Source organism: Janthinobacterium sp. GW821-FHT03C08, from assembly GCF_059420905.1.
The window spans coordinates 281,087-299,241 of record NZ_JBWKUP010000003.1 but is presented as its reverse complement, the minus strand read 5'-3'; the positions used below and the strand labels follow the sequence as shown (position 1 = coordinate 299,241).

Genomic DNA, 18,155 nt, shown 5'->3' with positions numbered 1-18,155 from the left:
GTGTCGGACACGTTGGTGCCGACGCCGATGCAGACCACTGACATGGCAAAGAGTTCGCTGCCATTATGGGCGACTGGCCAACGCGCACATTGATATGCATCAATAAAAGCAAACACCAGCATGCCATGCTTTCCACTTGGCTCCGGCGGCACGCGCCGCATGGGCACAATTTATTTCACCAAAGAAATATTTCAATGGCGACATTTTCTATTTGGCATTAAAATCGGCGGCGCATTCTTGCCATCAACCCTCACCATTCCATACGACTATGCGTACACGCAGCAAGCTGGGAGCGACGCTCCTCGTGCTCATGCTATTACAGGCCTGTTCCAAAGGCAGCGACCATCGGCTCGATACCGGCCACGGCATGGAAGCCTACAAGACCTCCCTGCAGGAAGCGCTCAAGGACATGCCGGACAAGGAGCAGCGCGCCTATGACTGGGCCGTCAGCGATTTCAATCTGGAACAACTGCATGCCGGCTATCCCAACGGCACGCCGAAAGCCATCATCCGCGCCGAGCGCGACAAGGTGATCCGCGACGTGCCGGCCAAGCTGGCGCAGCTGGAAACGGCCAGGGCAGCGTATGTGGCCGGCCAGGCGGATTTATCGCGCATTACCGCCAGCGACGTGCACTTTACGATGGAAAAGGATTTTTTCGGCCTGCAGCCGACTGTCGTCGCCACCATCCACAACGGCAGCTCGCACGACCTGAGCAGCGTCAAGTTCGTCGCCCGCCTGTATGTCGACGACAAGCCCGAGCCCGTGGCGGAATCGGAGCTGTTCAGCAATTACAATAACGACAGCGGCAACAGCACCGGGCTGCGCCGCGGCGATGCCGTCAAGGCGCGCTTCCGTATCGGCTTCGTCTCCGGCGACGGCAACTGGAAAACCGTGGAAATCCAGCAAGCGAAAAAAACCCGCGCGGAACTCACCGTCTTGCCCGACTCGGCCACCGACACGGGCAACCGCAGCATTCTCGACGACCATGCCGCCAAGCAATACCAAGCCCTGCAAAACGCCTTGAACACGGCAAAGGGCTTGACGGAAATTTGATGCGGCCAGCCGCCTGCTGCCGCATTGATTGACCCAAATCAAGCCTCTCATCAAAAAACCGCCACCCGCCACGGCAATGCTGGACTTGTCCGCATTGCCGTTCTAGCCTTGTTGCCATCCTGACTAGCGAATGACACCATGGCCTACAAATCCATCCTCGTCCACGCCGACCTGTCGCGCCATGCGCCACGGCGCATCGCCATCGCGGCGCGGCTGGCGCACGCGCACCAGGCGCACCTGATCGGCGCGGCGATGACGGGCGTCTCGCGCCTGACCCTGGAAAACAACCGCGGCATGCGCGGCGACGCCGTGGCGGCGCACATCGCCGCCCTGTACGGGCGGGCGGAACAGGCGCTGGACCAGTTCGAAACCCTGGCGCGCCAGGCCGGCGCCGTCTCGCTGGAGCGGCGCCTGATCGAGGACGACGAAGATGGCGGCATGGCCGTCAGCGCCCGCTACAGCGACCTGACGGTGCTGAGCCAGCACGATGCCGGCGAAGCCCTGCCCGGCGCCATGCGCGACCTGGTGCCCTACGTGATGCTCAACGCGGCCCGGCCCGTGCTGATCGTGCCGCCCGGCGCCGATGGCGCGCAGGCAGGCGGCACGGTGGTGGTGGCCTGGGACGGCAGCATGGAGGCGACGCGCGCCATCGGCCACGCCCTGCCGCTCCTGCGCGCGGCGCGCCTGGTGGTGCTGGCCCTGCTGCACCCGCCCGCCGGCCACGCGCAGCCGGCGCGCCACCCGGGCACCGACATCGCCGCCTACCTGAGCCGCCACGGCGTGCCCGTCGAGGTGCGCTCGTCCGTCACCACGGGCGACATCGGTGCGGCCCTGCTGGCCATGGCGGCCGAGGTGCATGCGGACCTGCTGGTGATGGGCGGCTACGGCCATGCGCGCTTCCGCGAAATTTTATTGGGCGGCGTCACGGAAACGGTGCTGCGCCAGATGACCGTACCCGTGCTGATGGCGCACTGACGTCAAAAAGCCGCGCCACCCTGGCGGATGGCGCGGCTTTAACTGCACTGCTGGCGCTTAGACTTTGCGCTGTGCCACGGCGTCGACCACGCACAGGGCCGTCATGTTGACGATACGGCGCACGGTGGCCGATGGCGTCAGGATGTGCACGGGCTTGGCGCAACCGAGCAGGATCGGGCCCACGGCGATGCCGTTGCCGGCCGCCGTCTTGACCAGGTTGTAGGCGATGTTGGCGGACTCGATGTTCGGCATGACGAGCAGGTTGGCGTCGTGCTTGAGGTCCGAGTTCGGCATCAGCTTGTGGCGCAGCTTGCTGTCCAGGGCCGTGTCGCCGTGCATCTCGCCGTCGATTTCCAGGTCCGGCGCGCGTTCCTTGATGATGGCCAGGGCGGCGCGCATCTTCTGCGCCGAGGCGCTGTCGCTGGAACCGAAGTTCGAGTGCGACAGCAGGGCCGCGCGCGGCGACAGGCCGAAGCGGGTCATCTCTTCGGCGGCCATGATGGTGATCTCGGCCAGCTGCTCGGCGTCCGGGTTTTCGTTGACGTGCGTGTCGACCATCACCAGCTGGCGTTCCGGCATGATCAGCACGTTCATGGCGGCGTAGACATTGCTGCCGGCGCGCTTGCCCAGCACCTGGTCGATGTATTTCAGGTGCAGCTGGGTAGTGCCGAAGGTGCCGCAGATCATGCCGTCCGCGTCGCCCTTGTGGATCATCATGGAACCGATCAGCGTGTGGCGGCGGCGCATTTCCAGTTTCGCGTATTCCTCGGTGACGCCCTTGCGGCTGGTCATGTCGTAGTACGTATTCCAGTAATCGCGATAGCGCTCGTCGAAGTCCGGGTTGATGACGTCGAAGTCGACGCCCTGCTTGAGGCGCAGGCCGAACTTCTGGATGCGCGCTTCGAGCACGGGCGGACGGCCCACGAGGATGGGGCGCGCCAGTTTTTCATCGACCACCACTTGCACGGCGCGCAGCACGCGCTCTTCTTCGCCTTCGGCGTAGACGATGCGTTTCAGGTCGGCCGGCGTGGACTTGGCCATCAGGAACAGCGGCTTCATGAAGGTGCCGCTGCGGTAGACGAATTGCTGCAGGCTGTCCGCGTACGCTTGCAAGTCCTTGATCGGACGCGTGGCAACGCCGGAATCCTCGGCCGCCTTGGCCACGGCTGGCGCGATCTTGATCAGGAGGCGCGGATCGAACGGCATCGGGATCAGGTATTCAGGACCGAAGGACAGGTTGCTGATGCCATACGTGGTGGCGACGATGTCCGACTGCTCGGCATGCGCCAGGTCGGCGATGGCGTGCACGACGGCAATTTCCATCTCGCGCGTGATGGTGGTGGCGCCGCAATCGAGGGCGCCGCGGAAGATGTACGGGAAGCACAGCACGTTGTTGACCTGGTTCGGATAATCCGAACGGCCCGTGGCGATGATGGCGTCGCTGCGCACGGCCTTGACTTCTTCCGGCAGGATTTCCGGATTCGGGTTGGCCAGCGCCAGGATCAATGGATTGGGCGCCATCTTGCGCACCATGTCCTGCTTCAGCACGCCGCCGGCGGACACGCCGAGGAAGATGTCGGCATCCGGGATGATCTCGGCCAGGGTGCGCAGCGGCGTATCCTGCGCGAAGCGTTCCTTGTCCGGGTCCATCAGTTCCGTGCGGCCCTTGTAGACGACGCCGGCCAGGTCGGTGACGTAGATGTTTTTCAGCGGGAAGCCCAGGTCGACGATCAGGTCCAGGCAGGCCAGCGCCGCCGCGCCCGCGCCCGACACGACCAGCTTGCAATCCTCGATCTGCTTGCCGACGGCTTTCAGGCCGTTCAGGATGGCCGCGCCGACGATGATGGCCGTGCCGTGCTGGTCGTCATGGAAGACGGGAATCTTCATGCGGTCGCGCAGCTGGCGCTCGATGTAGAAGCACTCGGGCGCCTTGATGTCTTCCAGGTTCACGCCGCCGAAGGTCGGTTCCAGCGAAGCGATGATGTCGACCAGTTTATCCGGATCCGATTCATTGATCTCGATGTCGAAGACGTCGATGCCGGCGAACTTCTTGAACAGCACGCCCTTGCCTTCCATCACCGGCTTGGCGGCCAGCGGGCCGATATTGCCCAGTCCCAGCACGGCCGTGCCGTTGGTGATGACGGCCACCAGGTTGCCGCGCGCCGTATATTTATAGGCATTGGCCGGATCGATGACGATTTCTTCGCAGGGAGCCGCCACGCCTGGCGAGTAGGCCAGCGCCAGGTCGCGCTGGTTGGTCAGTTGTTTGGTCGGCGTCACGCTGATTTTGCCGGGGCGCGGGCACTCGTGGTATTCGAGTGCGGCCAAGCGCAATTGTTGACGCAATTCTTCTTTTTTATCAGATGACGAATCCATGCTGTGCTGCCTTCCTGTTTGATCGATCGGGTGTTTCGGATTTTATCAGACCGATTCTTTCAATTAGCTAGGTATTTTCCGCTAGCCACAGTCTGATATCACGAAAACGCATAACCTGCCATTGTAAGGCCGCCCGCTTGCGCAAACGGAGATAGCAGCAAAAACTATCGGATTATCATTTTTAATTGATTTTAAGAATCACCGTGGGATGCCCAGCCGCGCGCCCGGCGCAAAGCGCAAGGCAATCAGCAGCAGCACCGCCACGCCGGCCGCCATCACCATCCACGCCTGTGCCAGGCTGGACGACTGCTGGCGGATCAGGCCGGCGATGAAGGGCATGCTGCTGGCGATGATGTAGCCGCCGCCCTGCACGAAACCGAGCAGCGCGCCCGCGCCGGAAGGGTCCGTCACGTGGTCCATGCTGACGATCAGCGACAGGGGGAACAGGGCGCCGATGCCGCAGCCCAGCAATATCACGGCGGGCAGCGCCAGTTGCGCGGGCGCCACGATCAGGCAGGCCAGGCCCGCCAGCACGGCCAGCAGGACCGCCAGCAGCAGGATGCGGCGGTCGGGAAAGCGGTGGATGACGGTGGAAACCAGCAGTCCCGCCAGCACTTCCACCAGGGTCAGGCCGCCCAGCAGCAAGCCGCTGTCGGCCGCGCTCCAGCCCAGTTCCGTGTAAAACGGCGGCAGCCAGGCCAGCACCAGGGTGTAGGCACCCGTGCCGATGCCGAAAAACACCATCAGCAGCCAGGCGCGGGGGCTGCCCACGGGCAGGCTGGCGCCCGCGCCGCCGGCCACGTCCACGCGCCCGGCGGACGCGCGGCGCCACAGCAGCGCGGCCGCCGCGGCAGGCACGGCCCACAGGGCCAGCAGCGCGTTCCAGCCCCAGCTGTGCGCCAGCGGCGAGGCGGACGCGGCGGCAATGGCCGCGCCGCCCATGATGCCCGTCGTATAGAAGCCCATCAATTGCCCGGCCCGCTCGGGGAAATGGCGCTTGATGAAGGCGGGCAACAGCGCCTGCACCAGGGCGATGCCCAGGCCGCCCAGGGCGGCCGTGGCGATCAGGCCGGCGCTGCCGTGCAGGGGCCAGCGCAGCGCGCAGGCGCCGGCGATGATGGCGATGCCCAGCGCAATGCCGCGCGCCACGCCCAGGCGGCGCTGCAGCTGCCCGCCCGCCAGCGCGCACACTCCCATGGCGAACACGGGCACGGTGGTCAGCAAGCCCGCATCGGCATTGCTGATGCCCGTGCTGGCCTGGATACTGTCGAGCAAGGGGCCGATGGCGGCCAGGATGGGGCGCAGGTTCAGGCCCAGCAGGATGATGGCGGCCACCAGCAGGGCGGACGAAGCATGGGGGGAGGAAACAGGTCGGTCGAATGGCATGGGAGAGTAGTCCTTGCCTCGCGGGGAGGCACATGGTTTAATGCAACATCAAAATATAACTCGATGAAAAGTATCTTAACACAAAGATAGATTTGTATCTTGACGCTAAGATAGACAGAGGACGCCCCATGACGGATACCCCGCAAGAACACACGCGCGCGCAATTTGCCGCAGCTCAATGGCAGCGCGAACTACCGCAGATGGACACCGGCGCCATGCAGCTGGTGGGCCAGCTGGGCACGGTGGCGCAGCTGATGGCGCGCGACTGGCTCAACCCCCTGTTTGCGCAGCACGGCTTGCAGCCCGGCGAATTCGACGTGCTGGCCACCCTGCGCCGTTCGGGCGCGCCCCATGCGCTGACGCCGACGGCCCTGTACGAGGCGGCCATGCTGTCCTCGGGCGGCATGACCAACCGCATCGACCGCCTGGAAGCGGCGGGACTGATCGAACGCCGCAAGCACCCGACGGACCGGCGCGGCGTGCTGGTGGCCCTCACGCCCAGTGGCCTGGAATTGATCGAAAAACTGGTGCTGCTGCACGTGGAGAACGAGCGCGCCATGCTGTCGGCGCTGAGCGGGGACGAGCAGCGCCAGCTCGACCAGTTGCTGGCCAAGCTGCTGCTGGGCATGGCGCAGGCGAAGAAGGTTTAAACGAGCACGCGCGCCAGCTCGCGCAGGGCCGCATGGCCGCGCCGCGCCAGCCGCTGCAGCGCGTGCGGCGCATGGCTGCCGTACAGGGCCTGCACGTGGCCGGCGCTGGCGGCGCGCAGATCGATCTCGCCCGCGCCGGGGTCGGGCAGCTGTCCTTCGACGAGGGTCAAAAAATAATGCCGGGGCGCGCCGCGCAAATTGGCGGCAAACTGCAGCACCAGGCCGTTGTCGAACAGCAGCGCGCCGCTGCGCGCCCCGCTCTCGAGCAGCAGGCGATACGGCGGCAAGGGCCGCCGCGCGGCGCGCAGGAACGACGCCAGGCGCAGCTGATAGCCCAGTTCCAGGCCGTTCGCCAGCAAGCGTCCCTGCTGCAGATATACCTTGAACAACGCCCGCACGGCCTGGCGGCCGTGGCGCAGGACCAGCGCGTTCTCGTACAGGCACAGCTGGTGGCCATCGCACAGTTCGTCAAAGCCGCGCGCCAGCAGTGCCGGCGCCGTGAACGCGTCCAGGCCGACGGCCTGCGGCTCGCGCAGCCAGCCGTCGTCCAGGCAGGATTGCAGCACGGCGTGGAGATCGTGGAGGGGCATGAGGTGGTGGACGGTGATGGCTGGGGCATCCATTGTAGGCCAGCCTATAATAGGGGCGCCACACCCTCCTTCAACCAGCAGACGAACCATGGCCCCACACGACGCGCTTTCCGAATTCGACCTGATCAAACACTATTTCGTGCGCCAGCGCCCCGGCCGCGCCACCCTGGGCATCGGCGACGATTGCGCGCTGGTGACGCCCGGCGCGGGCAAGCAGATCGCCATCTCGTCGGACATGCTGGTCGAGGACCGGCACTTCTTTGCCGGCGCCGATGCCCGCATGCTGGGGCACAAGAGCCTGGCCGTGAACCTGTCCGACCTGGCCGCCATGGGCGCCCGTCCCGTGGCCTTCACCCTGGCCCTGGCCCTGCCGCAGGCCGACCGCGCCTGGCTGGCCGGCTTTGCCGAAGGCCTGTTTGCCCTGGCCGACGCGTTTGATTGCGAACTGATCGGCGGCGACACCACCAAGGGCCCCTTAAATATCTGCATCACCGTGTTCGGCGAACTGGCGCCGGGCCAGGCGTTGCGCCGCGGCGCGGCCGTGGCGGGCGACGATATCTGGGTCAGCGGCACCCTGGGCGACGCGCGCCTGGCGCTGGCCGGCTACCGCATGGAACAGGAACTGGCGCCCGCCGACCTGCTGACGGCGGCGGCGCGCATGCACACGCCCACGCCGCGCGTGGCGCTGGGCTGCGCGCTGGCGGAACAGGGCCTGGCGCATGCGGCCATCGACATCTCGGACGGCCTGGCGGGCGACCTGGGCCATATTCTGAAGGCTTCACAAGTGGGCGCCACGCTCGACGTCGACGCCCTGCCGGCCGGTCCCATCCTGGCGCAGCAGGACACGGCCCTGCGGCGCCGCTACACGGCCGCCGGCGGCGACGACTATGAACTGTGCTTCACGGCGCCGGCATCGTCGCGCGAGGCCATCGCCGCGGTGGCCATCGCCTGCGGCACGCCGGCCACGCGCGTGGGCCGCATCGAATCGGCACCGGGCCTGCGCCTGGTGGACGCGGCCGGGCAGCCGCTCGACCTGGCCTTGAGTTCCTTCGACCACTTCAGTGAATAGATTCTAGCGCAGCGCCGCGCGCGCCAGCCCCGGCTGGTTCACCATCCAGTAGTGCTGGAAAGCCAGGCGGATGTTGTCGCGCAGCTGGATGTCGTCCCACGGCTTCGTATAAAACCGGTAGATGGCGCCCCGGTTGATGGAGTCGAGCACGGCTTCCAGGCCCGTGTAGCCGGAGAGGATGATGCGGATGGTTTCCGGGTACAGTTCCTTGACCTTGCTGAGGAATTCCGTGCCGCTCATGCTGGGCATGCGCTGGTCGCAGACGATGACGTGCACGCGGTGCAGGGCCAGCATCTCGAAGCCTTCGGCCGGCGTGCTGGCCGTGAGGATGTGGTAGCCCTCGGGACGGAACAGGCGGTGCAGCGACGACAGCACGTTGACGTCGTCGTCGACGATCAATAAGGTCTGCGCCGGCTGGGCGGCAGGATCGTGGCCGGGCGGCAGGCCGGCGCCCGCGGCGATCATCTGCCCCAGCTCCAGCGCCGGCAGGGCGCGGCTGAAATAGAAGCCCTGGATTTCATCGCAGCGGTTGCGCCGCAGGTATTCGAGCTGCGGGCGCGACTCCACGCCTTCGGCCACCACGCTCAGCTTCAGGCTGTGCGCCATGCTGACGATGGCCAGGGCGATGGCCGCGTCGTTCGGGTTGCTGGTGATGTTGCGCACGAAGGCGATGTCGATTTTCAGCTTGTCGATGGGGAAGCGCTGCAGATACGCGAGGCTCGAGTAGCCGGTGCCGAAATCGTCGATGGCCACCTTCACGCCGATTTTCTTCAGCTTGCCCAGCACGACGATGGTGCGCTCGGCATTCGACATCAGCGCCGTTTCCGTCAGTTCCAGTTCCAGCAGTTCCGGCGCCACGTTGTACTGCGCCAGCGCGCGCGTCACCTCGCCTTCCAGGTCGCCCTCGGCAAACTGGCGGCTCGACACGTTCACGGCCACGTGCACGGGCCCCACCTCGCTGTCGCGCCATTCGGCGATCTGGCGGCAGGCGGCCTGGATCACCCAGGCGCCCACGCGCACGATCAGGCCCGTGTCTTCCAGCACCGGCACGAATTCGGCCGGCGCCACCAGGCCGTAGCCGGGGCGGCGCCAGCGCAGCAGCGCTTCCACGCCGCTGATGCGGCCCGTGCGCAAATCCACCTTGGGCTGGTAGTACAGGATGAACTGCTCGTGCTCGAGCGCATGACGCAGCGCCAGTTCCAGGTCCAGGCGCGCCAGCACCTGCACGTTCATGCCGGCCGTGAAGAAGCGGTAGCCGTCGCGCCCCGCCTGCTTGGCGCCGCCCATGGCCGTATTCGCGTATTTGATCAGCGTTTCCGGATCCAGCGCGTCGTCCGGGTACATGGCGATGCCGATGCTGGCCGTCAGGGTGGCCGCGTGGCCGCGCAGGTCGAACGGCGCCCTCAAGGCTTCGCGCACCTGGTTGGCCACGGCCACGGCTTCCTGCTGGTTGCGGCTCATGGTGAGTATCAGCGCGAATTCGTCGTTGCCCAGGCGTCCCACCGTGTCGCGCAGGCGCACGCATTCGACCAGGCGGTTGCTGAACTGGCGCAGCAGTTCGTCGCCCAGCGCCGCGCCCAGGGTGTCATTGATGCTTTTAAAACGGTCGAGGGCGATGAACAGCACGACGATGCGCCAGCTCTTTTCCTGCGCCAGTTCGACGGCCTGGGCCAGGGTCTGGTAGAACAGGCTGCGGTTCGGCAGTCCCGTCAGGCCGTCGTAATGGGCCAGGTGCTTCAGGCGCTCCTGCGCCTGGCGCCGCTCGCTGATGTCGCGCGCCACGGCGATCAGCAGCAGGCCGCCCGTGGCCGGCTCGCCCGCCACAGGCGCCTGCGCATACCAGTGCCAGCCCAGTTCCACAGGCACCAGGCCCAGGTCGCGCCGCACCAGTTCGCATTCCGTCACTTCCGTGGCCAGGTGGGCCGAGCCGCCCTGCAGCGCGGCCAGCGGCGCCGGCGGCGGCGATGGCAGCAGGGCGCCCGGCGACAGCGACAGCAGTTCGCCGCGCGCGTAGCCGAGCAGGCGGCAGGCGCCGTCGTTGGCGTCGACCAGGGTCATGCCCAGCACGTCGACGAGGAAGATGGCGTCCGTGGTGGCATCCATGGCGCCGCGGAAGCGCTGCAGTTCGGCCGTGCGCTGGCCCACCGCGCGTTCCAGCAGCGCGTTGTAGTGGCGCGCGGCGCGGTGCAGCAGGCGCACTTCCAGCATGTTGCGGATGCGCGTGAGCACTTCGAGCGCGTCGAAGGGCTTGCTGATGAAGTCGCGCGCGCCCGCCTCCAGCGCCGCCAGCTTGGCGTCCGGGTCGGCGGCGATCACCAGCACGGGCAGGTAGCCTTCCAGCTCCAGCGGGCGCAGCGCATCCATCACGGCGTAGCCGCTCATGGCGGGCATCACCAGGTCGAGGATGATCAGGTCGAACTGATGGCGCTGGTGCAGGCCGGCCACGGCGCGCGCGTCAAGGGTGCTGGTGACGGCCGTGTAGCCGCCGCTGGCCAGCAGGTGCTCAAGCAGGCGCAGGTTGACTTCCTGGTCGTCGACGACGAGGATCTTGGCGCCATAGATGTCGGCCTGGCTGATCATGGCGCGCCCGCGCCTTTCTGCCGGCGCTGCTGCGCCACGTAGGCCAGCGTGCTGTTGATCGCCTCGGTAAATTCCTCGAGGTTGATCGGCTTGGTCAGGTAGCGGTAGAAGCCCATCGCCATGCTGCGCTCGACGTCGCCCGGCATGGCGTTGGCCGTCAGGGCGATGACGGGGATATGCGCCGTGCGCGGGTCGGCGCGCAGCAGCTGCAAGGCATCGGTGCCATTAATGTGCGGCAAGTTGATATCCATCAAGATCAGCTGCGGCAACTGGCTGCGCGCCATCTCCACGCCCAGGCGGCCATCCCTGGCCGTCAGCAGCTGCAATTGCGGGCAGTAGCGCACGATTTCCTCGACCAGGATCAGGTTGGCGGGATTGTCTTCCACGTACAGCAGGGTGACAGGGGCGCTGTTGTCGAGCAGGGCGCCGGCCAGGTCCGGCCGCGGCAGGCCCGCCGGCACGGGCTCGGGCACGCTGGCTGCCGCGCGCAGCTCGATCCAGAAGGTGCTGCCCACGCCCGCCTCGCTGCTCACGCCGATGTGGCCATCCATCAGTTCCACCAGGCGCTTGGTGACGACCAGGCCGATGCCGCTGCCCTCTTCCGTGCCGCCTTCCTGGCCCAGGCGGTTGAAGGGCTGGAACAGCAGCGCCACCTGCTCGCCAGCGAGGCCCATGCCCGTGTCGCGCACGCTGATGCGCACGCGCCCGCCCGGCTGCGGCGCGCAGGCGATGTGCACTTCGCCATGCTCGCGGTTGTACTTGAGCGCATTCGACAGCAGGTTCAGCAGGATCTGCTTGAGGCGCGTGCGGTCGGCCAGCACGTTCAGGAGGCAGGCATCGGGGAAGGTCATGCCGATGCCGCGCTGGCTGGCCAGCGGCGCGATCATGTCTCGGCATTCCAGCAGGATGGCGTCCAGCGCCACCGGTTCCAGCGACAGGTTCACCGTGCCCGACTCGACCTTCGCCAGGTCGAGGATTTCATTGATCAATGTCAGCAAGTGGCGCCCCGATTTCAGGATGTGGCCGGCGAATTCCTTCTTTTGCGCCAGGGTCGACGGCAGGCGGTCGGAGCTGAGGATTTGCGCGAAGCCGAGGATGGCATTCAGGGGCGTGCGCAATTCATGGCTCATCGACGACAGGAAGGCCGACTTGGCATAGTTGGCGCTGCGCGCCTCTTCCATCGCCATGGCCAGCTCGCCATTCGTCATTTCCAGCTGCACCGTGCGTTCATGCACGCGCACTTCCAGCTCCTGGTTCAGGCGCATGACTTCCTGCTGCGCCTGGGCGCGCTGCTCGGCCTCGCGCGCCAGTTCGCCGTTCGAGCGCTCCAGCGCCTGCGTGCGCAGTTCGATCTCGGCCAGCATCTTGTTGAAGGAATCGACCAGCTGCGCCACCTCGTCGGCGCTGAGCTTGCGCGCGCGGCGCGAATAGTCGCCCGTCTCGATGACTTCGCGCGCCACGTCGGCGATGTCGAGGATGGGCTGGGTGATGACGTAGTCGAGGCGGCGCAGCAGCAGCAGGGCCACCAGCAGCGCCAGCACCGTCACGCCCAGGGCGATGGCCAGGTAATCGGCCGTGCGGCCCGCCAGTTCATAGTCGGCGCGCAGGTACACCGTGCCCAGCAGCTCGCCATTGTCGACGATGGGCTTGAACAATTCCACGGAATTGCCGGCGATGCTTTCGCCTTCCTTGCCCACCTGCGCCGGCAGCGCGCCCACGCCCTCGTTGGCGCGGTAGCTGGCAAACAGGCTGCCGTCGGCCTTGTACAGGGCGCCGGCCGTCACGCGCGGGCGGATGCGCATCAGGTTGAGGTTTTCCAGCGCCAGGCGCTCGTCGTCGAAGGCCAGCGCGGCCGAACTCATGTGCCCCAGCAGCTCGGCCTGGGTACTGATGTCGGCCACCAGGTTGCGGTGGTAGACGCGCAGGTCGTACACGACGATGGTGCCCAGCGAGATGACGAGCGCCACCAGGGTGGTCAGCAGGACCACCGACATCAGCTTGCGGCGGATGGAGCGCAGCCGTATCATCTAGGCGCCTCCCGTCTGCACGCGGTAGGCGGCCAGCAGCATGCGCGCGCTGATGCGGATATGCGCCTGCGCCACGGGTTTCAGGGCCACGTCGAAGCGCACCTTGTCTTCGGCCATCACAAAATTGATCATGCTGCCCATGGCATAGACCTCATCGGAATCGGAGACCGTCAGCAACGCCAGGCCACGGCTGGCGGCCAGCATCTCCTGCAGCGTCGCCTTGTCCAGCGCGCCCAGGTACAGCACATGCAGGCCGGCCAGCGGCTCGCCGCGCCGCACTTTCTTCACCTGCACGCTGCGCCCGTTGACGCTGTGCCCGGCCACGCTCAGCTCCAGCTGCTCGGCCAGCGCATCGGCGCCGGCCACGCCGATCACCAGCGGCGCATCGGGCCGGGCAAAACTGCCATCGGGCCATTCGACAAACCCGGCAAACTTGTACAGATACGCCGCCTTCACCTGGCGTTCCAGCTCGGCTGGCACCTGTGCCCCCGCTTCGGCGCACAGGGCGCCCAGCAGCAGCAATAGCCAGCCCCAGCGGAGAGGGCCGCGGCCGGCGCCACGCAAGGGGCTACGCAGGGGGCCGCGCTGCTGCCGCCAGGTCCAGTTCAGAAATGCCATGACAACCGAGTAAAGATAATGCATTCGAAGGCGCGGCGCCATGCCGCGTCCCTATTCGGGCGATGCGAACCAGGGCGGCGCGGCGGCAGACCGCCTGCCTGCCCATATTGGTAGCAAATGTATAAAAGAGTGTACGCATTTTCGCCGATACCGGGGAAAGTTTCTTTTACCGAACGCCATGCTACAGTCACGCTTCCTCCCCCACCGCACACAGGCATCCCGCATGGACAACGCGCTCTTCCCCCTTTCCACCGCCGTCGGCCACGCCTTGCAGGCCCGCGGCCTGCTGCTGGCCACGGCCGAATCGTGCACGGGCGGCGGCGTGGCGCAGGCCGTCACCGATGTCGGCGGCTCCAGCGCCTGGTTCGAGCGGGGCTTCGTCACCTATTCGAACGCCGCCAAGACCGCCATGCTGGGCGTGCCGGCCGACCTGATCGCCGCGCATGGCGCCGTCAGCGAGGAAGTGGCCGCCGCCATGGCGCAGGGCACCCTGGCCCACAGCGACGCCCAGGTGGCCGTCTCGACCACGGGTATCGCCGGCCCCACGGGCGGCGTGCCCGGCAAGCCCGTCGGCACCGTCTGCTTCGGCTGGGCCCGCGCCGGCCACGTGCACACGGAACGGCTGGTGTTTGCGGGCGACCGGCAAGCCGTGCGCGAACAGGCCGTCATTCATGCCCTGCAGGGACTATTGCGCTTTATCAAGTAACGTCGGCAACGCAGGCGCGGTCGCGCCCCGCCTGTTTCGCCGCATACAGGGCGCTGTCGGCGCGCATCAGCAATTCGTGGCGGCCCGCACCGTGGCGCGGGTATTCGGCGATGCCGGCCGAAAAGGTGCAGCCCGTCAAGCTGTGCGGCGCCTGGCGGATCAGCAGCTGGCGGTAGCGCGCGGCGATATCGTCGATCTTGTGCGCGGCGATGACGCTGTCGGCTTCGCGCAACAGCAGGCAGAACTCCTCGCCGCCGTAGCGGCACAGCATGTCGCTGCCGCGCAGCTGGCTTTCCACCAGGCGCGCAAACTGGATCAGCACCTCGTCGCCAAAATTGTGGCCGAAGGTGTCGTTGACGCGCTTGAAGAAGTCCAGGTCGATGATGGCGATGGTCACGGGCGCCTGGGCGTCGGCCTCGTGCAGGATGGCGTTCAGGCAGGTTTCGAAATGGCGGCGGTTGTACAGACCCGTCAGGTGGTCGCGCATGGCCTGCTCCTTCAGGCTGTCCTGCAGGGAGTTGACGTGCAGGATCTGGTGCGCCAGCTCGCGGTTCAGGTGCTCGAGCTTGAGGTTTTCCGACTCGCGCGCCGCCTGCAGCTCCAGCGCCTTGTCGCGCTCGGCCTTCAGGCTGTGCATTTCCTTTTCCAGGTTGCGCATCAGGCTGCGCGAGGCGCGCGCCGACTTGCTGCTGGCCTCGAACGCGGCCTGGTATTGCTGCAGATAGCCATAGGCGGCCTGCCATTGCCCCAGCCGGGCGTTGATCTCGGCCAGCCCGCGCAGGATCTGCTGCTGGTGAAACGGATTGCGCGTCCAGCTCAGCAGGCTGTGCGCCTGCGTCAGCGAAGCCAGCGCCTGCGCCGTCTGGCCCGCGTCCAGGTCCAGCTTGCCGCGCACCAGCCACGCATGCATCTGCTCTTCCAGGTCCTGGCCCCGGCGCGCATAATCCTCGGCGCGCAGCAGCAGTTGCAGGGCGCTGGCCGACTGCTGCAGCAGGATGGCGGCGTGGGCAGCAATGCAGAACAGGAAGGCGCGGATGGCCAGGTCTTCTTCCGGCCACTCATAGAACGGCTCGACCAGCGCCAGCGCCTCGGCCGGCTTGCCCGTGGCCAATAAACACATGGCCAGGTTGGCCGAGACGATGGTTTGCTGGTATTTGAGCTTTTGCGTGCCGATGATCTCGAGCGCCTCGACCAGCAGGGGGATGGCGTCTTCGTCATTGCCCAGGTCGTGCTGCGACGACGCCAGGTTCGACAGGCTGTTGACCCGGTGCGCGGGGCTGCCGAAGCGCTCGGCGATGTCGAGCGCCAGCAGGAAGTTGCGCGGGCCGTCCTGCGTGTCGCCGCGGTTCAGGGCATCGACGCCCAGCCGCGCATACAGCATGAACTTGTGCAGCGAGTCGGGAATCTGCGCGGCCTGGGTGCGCGCCTGCAGGAAATGCTGCTCCGCCTCGGCGAAGTCGCCGCGCCGGCTCGCATACGCGCCCTGCAGGGCGGCGACCTCCATGCCGCCTTCGAGGTCGCCCGTCTGCCGGAAATAATCGCGCAAGCCGCCGCACGGCGGTTCGGCCTCGCCCCCGTAATAGGCCAGCCAGCAATGATTGAGTTCCGCATACGCGGCGCCGCGTCCATACTGCTGGCGCTGCGCCGCCGCCAGCGCCATCTGTGCCAGCCGCCGCGCCTGGCGGCGGTTGCCGACGAGGCAAGACAGGGCCTGCTGATTCAGGCGGTCTATGTCGGCTTTATCGAGACTGGAGATCGGCACTGCTTCCTCATGCACACTCTGGCGTGGATGGTTCACACAAAAATTGCTCTGCAACAATGGTATCCTGATTAACATCATAACCAGATTCGTTCTTCCCCATGGCAACTTTGCAAAGGATTGTGGTAAAAATGCCAGTTGCCATGGGACAGCGCCATGGTTGCCCAATATGTCAAAAAGAACTATTCTCAAGCATCGCCAGACGCCCCCGCCACGCCGCCTTCATGACCCTGTTCACGCGCCCGCCCCTTTGCCTGCCACTGCCCTGCCTGCTGCTGCTTGCCGGCTGCGCCGCCGCGCCGGCGGGACAGGAACTGGCCGGCCCGCCCTTGCAAGGTCCCGCCTACACCGTGTACGCGGCCGGCGACATCGCCGACTGCCGCCAGCGGGGCTGGGCCTACACGGGAGCGGCGCAGACGGCCGACCTGATCGCGGGCGAACTGGCCGACAAGCCCCGGGCAGCCGTGCTGAGCCTGGGAGACCATACCTATCCGGCGGGCCTGGCGGGGGAATTTCGCGATTGCTACGCTCCCACCTGGGGCCGCTTCAAGGAGCGCACCTTCCCCACCCCGGGCAACCATGAATACTACGGCTCGCGGGAGGCCAGCGGCTATGCCGCCTATTTCGGCCGCCCCGACTACTACAGCTTTGAACTGGGCGCCTGGCACGTGATTTCCCTCAACAGCCACCTGCCGGCCGCGCGCCTGGCGAAACAGCTGGCCTGGCTGCAGGACGACCTGGCGCGCCACCCGCGGCGCTGCACCCTCGCCTACTGGCATGCGCCGCTGTACAGTTCCGGCGGGCATATCGCGCCGAACACCATGCAGCCGGCCTGGCAAGCCCTGTATGACGCGGGCGCGGAACTGGTGCTGTCGGGGCATGACCACGACTACGAACGCTTCGCGCCGCAGGATGCGCAAGGCAAGGTCGACACGCAGCGCGGCGTGCGCCAGTTCGTCGTCGGCACGGGCGGCGCCTTCCTCACGCCCTTCTTTTACCTGATGCCGCACAGTGAAATGCGCGACAACAGCAGCCATGGCGTGCTGAAGCTGCGCCTGCACGACGATGGCTACAGCTGGCAATACCTGGGCGTGCCCGACGACGGGCAAGTGCAGCGCCCGGCCCCCGACAGCGGCATGGCCCGCTGTCACTGATCCCGATTTCTGACGCAACTGACGCAACAACCTGGAGTAGTCGCAATGCAAAACACGGTACATTTCATCCTGCAGGGCAAGGGTGGCATCGGCAAGACCCTCGTCTCGACCCTGCTGGCGCAATGGATGGGCGGCAAGGACAGCACGCCCCTGCGCTGCTATGACACCGATCAGGAAAACGCCACCTTTTCGCGCTACAAGGCGATGAATGTCAAACACGTGCCCGTGATGACGGACGCGCGCAACATCGACCCGAAGCGCTTCGACGCGCTGATGATCGACATCCTCGAAGACGATGGCAACTGCGTGGTCGACAATGGCGCCAACACCTTTTCGCCGCTGATGGGCTATCTGCTGGAAAACGACTGTTTTTCCCTGCTGGAAGAATCGGGCCGCAAGGTCTACATCCACACCATCGTCGGCGGCGGCGACACCCTGCACGACACGGCCACGGGCTTTGTTGCCACGGCGCAATCGACGAAGGTGCCGCTGGTGCTGTGGCAGAACGAGCACTTCGGCCTGCTGCAATCGGCGTCCGGCAAGCAGTTCATCGAATCGCAATCGTATGCCGACAACCGCGCGCGCGTGAAAGGCAGCATCACCTTGAGCCAGCGCAATCCCGACACCTTCGGCGCCGACGTCAAGAAGATGAACACGGCGCGCCTGACGATGCAGGAAGTGCTGCAGAATGACAAGTTCAACATCATGGAAAAGCAGCGCATCAAGGTCGTCTACCGCGACATCTTCGAACAGCTCGACAAGGTGCAGTGGTAGATGGACCCGCATAAACTGCGCACGCACGTGTTCGACAAGACGGGCATCAAGGTCGACGTCGATGACCCGATATTCGCCCTGGTGGCGCTGAACGAAGCGGTGCTGGCGGAAACCGTCGGGCGCCAGCTGGCCCTGCTGGAAGGGGCCACGCAGGCGCTGGCGGCGCAGGCGCGCGCGGCGGGCGGCCTGCCGCCCCTGCCGGCGGCCGCCCCGCCATCGCCGGTGCCGCAGACGCCCGTGCCCGCGCCAGCGCCGGCCGGGCCGGCCGGCTTCACGCCGCGCGAATGGCGCCTGCTGGGCGCCGCCGCCATCGTTTCCCTCGCCAGCGCCCTGCTGGTGCTGGGCGGCGCGGCGCTGCTCTACAAGAGCACGCCCGCGGCGCCCCCCACGCAAGCCACAAGCCAACCGTAGCATCCTACCAACCCCTCTCTGGAAGC

General features: G+C 66.5%; 15 protein-coding genes. 8 read left to right on the top strand and 7 right to left on the bottom strand.

Annotation, left to right across the window (positions count from 1 at the left end):
- Window positions 1-268 precede the first annotated feature (268 nt).
- Window positions 269-1,054 carry a hypothetical protein gene (locus AC07VL_RS05805; RefSeq protein WP_494804993.1) on the top strand — a complete coding sequence of 262 codons (786 nt, stop codon included), beginning with the start codon at window positions 269-271 and terminating at the stop codon, window positions 1,052-1,054.
- Between the two features lie 138 nt (window positions 1,055-1,192).
- Entirely contained in the window at window positions 1,193-2,029 is an 837-nt protein-coding gene (locus AC07VL_RS05800) for a universal stress protein (protein ID WP_494804992.1), read from the top strand.
- 57 nt (window positions 2,030-2,086) lie between these two features.
- Here AC07VL_RS05800 and AC07VL_RS05795 read toward each other — a convergent pair whose 3' ends face one another.
- Both AC07VL_RS05795 and AC07VL_RS05790 read right to left on the bottom strand, forming a co-directional pair.
- A complete protein-coding gene (locus AC07VL_RS05795; protein WP_494804991.1) occupies window positions 2,087-4,405 on the bottom strand; it encodes an NADP-dependent malic enzyme in 2,319 nt (772 codons plus the stop codon).
- Window positions 4,406-4,603: 198 nt separating this feature from the next.
- A complete protein-coding gene (locus AC07VL_RS05790) occupies window positions 4,604-5,791 on the bottom strand; it encodes an MFS transporter (protein ID WP_494804990.1) in 1,188 nt (395 codons plus the stop codon).
- A 128-nt stretch (window positions 5,792-5,919) separates the two neighbouring features.
- Here AC07VL_RS05790 and AC07VL_RS05785 point away from each other — a divergent pair, with 128 nt between their 5' ends.
- Entirely contained in the window at window positions 5,920-6,441 is a 522-nt protein-coding gene (locus AC07VL_RS05785) for a MarR family winged helix-turn-helix transcriptional regulator (protein WP_494804989.1), read from the top strand.
- On the opposite strand, the gene AC07VL_RS05780 is transcribed toward AC07VL_RS05785, so the two are convergent.
- On the bottom strand, window positions 6,438-7,064 hold the full coding sequence (locus AC07VL_RS05780) for a hypothetical protein (RefSeq protein WP_494804988.1): 627 nt from the start codon (window positions 7,062-7,064) through the stop codon (window positions 6,438-6,440). The two genes, AC07VL_RS05785 and AC07VL_RS05780, sit on opposite strands and share 4 nt — an antisense overlap.
- 55 nt (window positions 7,065-7,119) lie before the next feature.
- On the opposite strand from AC07VL_RS05780, the gene thiL reads away from it, so the two are divergent.
- Window positions 7,120-8,100 carry a thiamine-phosphate kinase gene (thiL, locus tag AC07VL_RS05775; protein ID WP_494804987.1) on the top strand — a complete coding sequence of 327 codons (981 nt, stop codon included), beginning with the start codon at window positions 7,120-7,122 and terminating at the stop codon, window positions 8,098-8,100.
- 3 nt (window positions 8,101-8,103) lie between these two features.
- Here thiL and AC07VL_RS05770 read toward each other — a convergent pair whose 3' ends face one another.
- From AC07VL_RS05770 to AC07VL_RS05760, 3 genes are read right to left on the bottom strand one after another with little or no spacing between them, the layout of a single operon-like run.
- Entirely contained in the window at window positions 8,104-10,680 is a 2,577-nt protein-coding gene (locus AC07VL_RS05770) for an EAL domain-containing protein (RefSeq protein WP_494804986.1), read from the bottom strand.
- Window positions 10,677-12,707 (bottom strand): sensor histidine kinase, YfiR-like protein-associated, encoded by a 2,031-nt coding sequence (locus tag AC07VL_RS05765; RefSeq protein ID WP_494804985.1) that lies wholly within the window; start codon window positions 12,705-12,707, stop codon window positions 10,677-10,679. Before AC07VL_RS05765 ends, AC07VL_RS05770 begins: the two co-directional genes overlap by 4 nt.
- Window positions 12,708-13,325: a TOL_0243 family YfiR-like periplasmic protein gene (locus tag AC07VL_RS05760; RefSeq protein ID WP_494804984.1), complete on the bottom strand. Its 618-nt coding sequence runs from the start codon at window positions 13,323-13,325 to the stop codon at window positions 12,708-12,710.
- 223 nt (window positions 13,326-13,548) lie between these two features.
- On the opposite strand from AC07VL_RS05760, the gene AC07VL_RS05755 reads away from it, so the two are divergent.
- The gene (locus AC07VL_RS05755; RefSeq protein ID WP_494804983.1) at window positions 13,549-14,031 is read left to right on the top strand and encodes a CinA family protein; all 483 of its coding nucleotides are present in this window, start codon (window positions 13,549-13,551) and stop codon (window positions 14,029-14,031) included.
- On the opposite strand, the gene AC07VL_RS05750 is transcribed toward AC07VL_RS05755, so the two are convergent.
- Entirely contained in the window at window positions 14,024-15,793 is a 1,770-nt protein-coding gene (locus AC07VL_RS05750; protein WP_494804982.1) for a GGDEF domain-containing protein, read from the bottom strand. The two genes, AC07VL_RS05755 and AC07VL_RS05750, sit on opposite strands and share 8 nt — an antisense overlap.
- A 221-nt stretch (window positions 15,794-16,014) precedes the next feature.
- Here AC07VL_RS05750 and AC07VL_RS05745 point away from each other — a divergent pair, with 221 nt between their 5' ends.
- The 3 genes from AC07VL_RS05745 to AC07VL_RS05735 are packed head-to-tail and all read left to right on the top strand — an operon-like array spanning window position 16,015 to window position 18,129.
- A complete protein-coding gene (locus tag AC07VL_RS05745) occupies window positions 16,015-16,944 on the top strand; it encodes a metallophosphoesterase family protein (protein ID WP_494804981.1) in 930 nt (309 codons plus the stop codon).
- A gap of 45 nt (window positions 16,945-16,989) precedes the next feature.
- Window positions 16,990-17,718 (top strand): P-loop NTPase family protein, encoded by a 729-nt coding sequence (locus tag AC07VL_RS05740; RefSeq protein WP_290604924.1) that lies wholly within the window; start codon window positions 16,990-16,992, stop codon window positions 17,716-17,718.
- Window positions 17,719-18,129: a hypothetical protein gene (locus tag AC07VL_RS05735; protein WP_494804980.1), complete on the top strand. Its 411-nt coding sequence runs from the start codon at window positions 17,719-17,721 to the stop codon at window positions 18,127-18,129. It abuts the gene before it with no gap.
- Window positions 18,130-18,155: the final 26 nt, after the last annotated feature.

Coding starts and splice junctions, on each gene's coding strand:
- AC07VL_RS05790 (WP_494804990.1), bottom strand. CDS start 5,791: ATGCCATTCGACCGACCTGTTTCCTCCCCCCATGCTTCGTCCGCCCTG.
- AC07VL_RS05760 (WP_494804984.1), bottom strand. CDS start 13,325: ATGGCATTTCTGAACTGGACCTGGCGGCAGCAGCGCGGCCCCCTGCGT.
- AC07VL_RS05755 (WP_494804983.1), top strand. CDS start 13,549: ATGGACAACGCGCTCTTCCCCCTTTCCACCGCCGTCGGCCACGCCTTG.
- AC07VL_RS05735 (WP_494804980.1), top strand. CDS start 17,719: ATGGACCCGCATAAACTGCGCACGCACGTGTTCGACAAGACGGGCATC.
- AC07VL_RS05785 (WP_494804989.1), top strand. CDS start 5,920: ATGACGGATACCCCGCAAGAACACACGCGCGCGCAATTTGCCGCAGCT.
- AC07VL_RS05805 (WP_494804993.1), top strand. CDS start 269: ATGCGTACACGCAGCAAGCTGGGAGCGACGCTCCTCGTGCTCATGCTA.
- thiL (WP_494804987.1), top strand. CDS start 7,120: ATGGCCCCACACGACGCGCTTTCCGAATTCGACCTGATCAAACACTAT.
- AC07VL_RS05780 (WP_494804988.1), bottom strand. CDS start 7,064: ATGGATGCCCCAGCCATCACCGTCCACCACCTCATGCCCCTCCACGAT.
- AC07VL_RS05800 (WP_494804992.1), top strand. CDS start 1,193: ATGGCCTACAAATCCATCCTCGTCCACGCCGACCTGTCGCGCCATGCG.
- AC07VL_RS05740 (WP_290604924.1), top strand. CDS start 16,990: ATGCAAAACACGGTACATTTCATCCTGCAGGGCAAGGGTGGCATCGGC.
- AC07VL_RS05770 (WP_494804986.1), bottom strand. CDS start 10,680: ATGATCAGCCAGGCCGACATCTATGGCGCCAAGATCCTCGTCGTCGAC.
- AC07VL_RS05745 (WP_494804981.1), top strand. CDS start 16,015: ATGACCCTGTTCACGCGCCCGCCCCTTTGCCTGCCACTGCCCTGCCTG.
- AC07VL_RS05765 (WP_494804985.1), bottom strand. CDS start 12,707: ATGATACGGCTGCGCTCCATCCGCCGCAAGCTGATGTCGGTGGTCCTG.
- AC07VL_RS05795 (WP_494804991.1), bottom strand. CDS start 4,405: ATGGATTCGTCATCTGATAAAAAAGAAGAATTGCGTCAACAATTGCGC.